Source organism: Acetivibrio sp. (genome assembly GCF_035371925.1).
GTDB lineage: Bacteria > Bacillota > Clostridia > Acetivibrionales > Acetivibrionaceae > Hungateiclostridium.
In genome coordinates this window covers 1-3,491 of sequence record NZ_DAORXT010000155.1, presented here as the reverse complement: position 1 = coordinate 3,491, position 3,491 = coordinate 1, and the positions used below count along the sequence as shown (strand labels likewise).

General features: G+C 35.2%; 4 protein-coding genes and 1 pseudogene. 3 read left to right on the top strand and 2 right to left on the bottom strand.

The window, feature by feature from the left end; all coding sequences use genetic code 11:
* Together PLH43_RS13325 and PLH43_RS13320 are read right to left on the bottom strand one after the other, a co-directional pair.
* Positions 1-229 (bottom strand): transposase (locus PLH43_RS13325; protein ID WP_324363919.1); only part of this gene is annotated, 229 nt, incomplete at its 3' end.
* 70 nt (positions 230-299) lie between these two features.
* The gene (locus PLH43_RS13320) at positions 300-740 is read right to left on the bottom strand and encodes a transposase family protein (RefSeq protein WP_324363918.1); all 441 of its coding nucleotides are present in this window, start codon (positions 738-740) and stop codon (positions 300-302) included.
* A 584-nt stretch (positions 741-1,324) separates the two neighbouring features.
* On the opposite strand from PLH43_RS13320, the gene PLH43_RS13315 reads away from it, so the two are divergent.
* From PLH43_RS13315 to PLH43_RS13305, 3 genes and pseudogenes are all read left to right on the top strand, one after another.
* Positions 1,325-1,570, top strand: coding sequence for an AbrB/MazE/SpoVT family DNA-binding domain-containing protein (locus PLH43_RS13315; RefSeq protein ID WP_324363917.1), 246 nt, complete (start codon positions 1,325-1,327; stop codon positions 1,568-1,570).
* Positions 1,570-1,953: a type II toxin-antitoxin system PemK/MazF family toxin gene (locus PLH43_RS13310; RefSeq protein WP_324363916.1), complete on the top strand. Its 384-nt coding sequence runs from the start codon at positions 1,570-1,572 to the stop codon at positions 1,951-1,953. The genes PLH43_RS13315 and PLH43_RS13310 overlap by 1 nt, the downstream gene beginning before the upstream one ends.
* A gap of 348 nt (positions 1,954-2,301) precedes the next feature.
* A pseudogene (locus PLH43_RS13305) lies at positions 2,302-3,491 on the top strand (helicase-exonuclease AddAB subunit AddB); the annotation flags it as partial.

Sequence of the window (3,491 nt, the reverse complement as noted above, 5' to 3'; positions counted from 1 at the left end):
TCTTTTTTAGATACTCTGTTACATAGGAAGTCAGATTCTTCAGTAAATGAAAACGACCACTTACTTGTAAAGCTCTCGGGTGTGCATTTGTAATTGCATTATTATAGGTAACAGATCCATCTCTTGATATCACACGAAGATTTGGATATGTTTTTAACCACTCGCAAACAGTCTCATAATCCCTTGAGTCAATCATATCAAGTATTTGATGCGTAAAAATATCTACCATGACTGTTCCATAGCTTTTACGCTTCTTAATAGCAAAATCATCAATGCAAACAGCTGTTACTGTCTTTTTTTCAACAACTGGTGTTTCTTTTTTTTAAGAGATTGCAAACTGTACTTTTACCGATGTCTACAACATTTTCCTTTAGTACTTTTGATGCTGCAATGGAACTGCAATTTATTGACAATCGTACAATTTCATCTTCAAGACGACGAGTTTTCTTCGCTTTATAAGAGATAAAATCAAACCTTTCTGCAAAAGTAGTATGATTACAATCAGAATTATCGCAAAACATTTTTCTGTTACGTATAATAATAAATACCTTATTACCTTGTATTGGAAGGTCCTGAAAGGTTCTGTTATATGTAGAATGTATTCTTGATGATGGCCGACCACAAAACGGACATATTACTTCTTTGCGATTGGAAGCTACTGTTATATAGCATTTGTTATCATCTATTTCATAACTAATATAGTCTAAGTTTGGATCTAATTGCTTGATGAACTTATCCATGGAATATAGTCTCTTTTCTTATACTTAATTTTTATTTATTGTATCATATTTTTATGCTTATTTCAACTAACTCTGGAAAGAACCAATTTTAGAATAGCATTAACATTAAAGTTACGTGCGAATCATAATATAAAGTAAAAAACTCCTTTGAAGATAGAATCGATTACTTAGCATTGTTCGTGAGCGTAAACTTGATTAGCGCAGGGTATGTCTAACTTAAAAGTAGTACGATCATGAAAAATCGGTTGAAAATAGTAGAAAAACTTTAAAATGCGCAAAAAGTTTAAAAAGTACAGAGTGTAAAAAATGTAAAAAGTGTATATACTTTTTCAACCAGATAGGAGTGATTGTATGAATACACAAATGATTGTAAAAGAATACCGACTACACATATTTTTTATTGGCAACGAAAATTACGGGAAGAAGCCTGCTATGTACTAATAATATCAGAAGAATACACAAATAACGTACCTTTTTTATAAAAAAGTATATACTATGTATATACTTTTTTATTTGAAGGTGATATAATGAATTCAAAGGAGTATTTTAAAAACGAGATTAATCAAACGAAGGAGGGCGATTGCATGTCTACAGTTATTGCCCAAAAGTGGGGGAACAGCATAGGAATACGTATCCCGAAAGAAGCTGCTGACAGGCTGGGTATTAGTCAAGGTTCCGAGATCGAATTGTATGCTAATGAAAACGAAATCACATTAAAACCAAAAAGAATACGAAAAAAATACACATTAGAAGAACTGTTGTCCCAAGTTACTCCTGAAAATCGGCATGAAGAGATTGACTTTGGAATTGAAGGACGTGAGTTGATTTAATGGAAAATATACCTGGAAGAGGAGACTTAATTGTTTTAAATTTTACTCCACAAACCGGACATGAACAAGCCGGAAGAAGAAATGCTATTGTTTTATCACCTGAAAGATTTAATGAAGTAACAGGATTTGTAGCTGTTTGCCCGATTACCAGCCATAAAAAAGGGTATCCCTTTGAAGTGGAATTACCAAGCGAGGGAATAACTCCTGATAATGATGGTTACCCAATAAAAGGGGTTATTCTGACAGATCAAATTAAATCGTTGGATTGGAGGGCTCGTAATCTAAAAATATTAAAAAAATATAATCCCAATGATGCTCAAATTGAAAAAATAAATGCAATAATTGAGGAGTGCCTTGCGAAAATAGCAACATATCTTACATAGTTGCTTCTTTTTTTTAAGCAAAGAGAATGTTTAGATTTTTGAATAAAAAAATTCTAAAATCTCCTTCTTGACAAGAATTGTAGAAGATGTTTAAGAAGGAGATTTTTTATGACAATATTCATAAAACAATAATTCCCATAAATATAAATAGTTGGTATTGAAAACTATCGGATTATGTTGAAACAATAGGAGAAGATACAATTATCATAAATACTAAGCAGTTTGATTATTCTCTTGACAATAGCATGTAGTATTGAAAGTCAATAAAACACTTTATAGAAAATATATGATAGAATATACTCATAAATATTAATCAAAATCATTGTATGAGCATTGGAGTCGGAGCATATGAGTTTGAGGTTTATATATGGCAGGGCGGGCAGTGGGAAAACCCGTTTTTGCCTTGAGGAAATAAAATCAAAGATTAACGCTAAAGTCACGCATCCCTTGGTTCTGCTTGTTCCCGAGCAGTTTACCTTTCAAGCTGAAAGAGACCTTATCAGCGTACTTGGGACAGGAGGCATCCTAAAGACTGAGGTGCTGAGCTTTCGCCGTATTGCTTACAGAACATTCAATGAAGCGGGTGGTATTACCTATCCCTATATCCACTCGGCGGGCAAATGCATGATTCTTTACAGGATTTTGGATAAAATGAAGGGTAGCTTTAGAGTGTTTTCCAAAGCTGCTGACCGCCAAGGGTTTGTGAATACATTGTCCACTCTGATTACTGAATTCAAAAAATATAATATTACTCCTAAAGATTTGGAGAATGTGAGTAAAGAGCTTAACGAGGACAATCCTGTAAGGGAAAAGCTTGCGGAGCTTACTCAAATATATGACCTGTTTGAAAAGACCCTTGAGGAAAGATACAGGGACCCGGATGATGATTTGGCTTTGGCAACAAAAAAGATTGGCGCAACTACCCTTTTTGACGGAGCTGAAATCTGGATTGACGGTTTTACCGGCTTTACCCCTCAGGAATATGAAATAATAGGGCAGCTTATGAGAAAAGCCCAAAGGGTTAACATAAGCTTCTGTACCGACTGTTTGGACGGCGGCTTAAATGATACCGACATCTTTTCATCAATTAAAACTGCATACAGAAAGCTTGTAAAAATGGCAAAGGAAGACGGCATTCCTGTGGAGCCCGTGGTTGTTTTGAATAATAAACCGTTGTTCCGTTTTAGCAAAAGCCCTGAGCTTTCCCATCTTGAACGGTATCTTTATTCATACCCGTATAAGACATATAATGAAAAAACCAAGGATATTTCCCTTTTTTCTTCGGTCAATATTTTTGCTGAAGTTGAGGCCTGTGCAAGAGACATTATCGGCCTTTGTCGCGACAGGGGAATGCGCTTCAGGGAAATTGCCGTAGTTGCCGGAAACCTTGACGGCTATGAGAAGCTGATTGAAGCTGTTTTTGCCGAGTATGGCATTCCCTGCTTTATTGACAGAAAGGTGGATATAGTTAACCACCCTTTGGTGCGGTTGATTATGTCCATGCTGGATATTTTCATTGAAAACTGGTCGTATGAAGC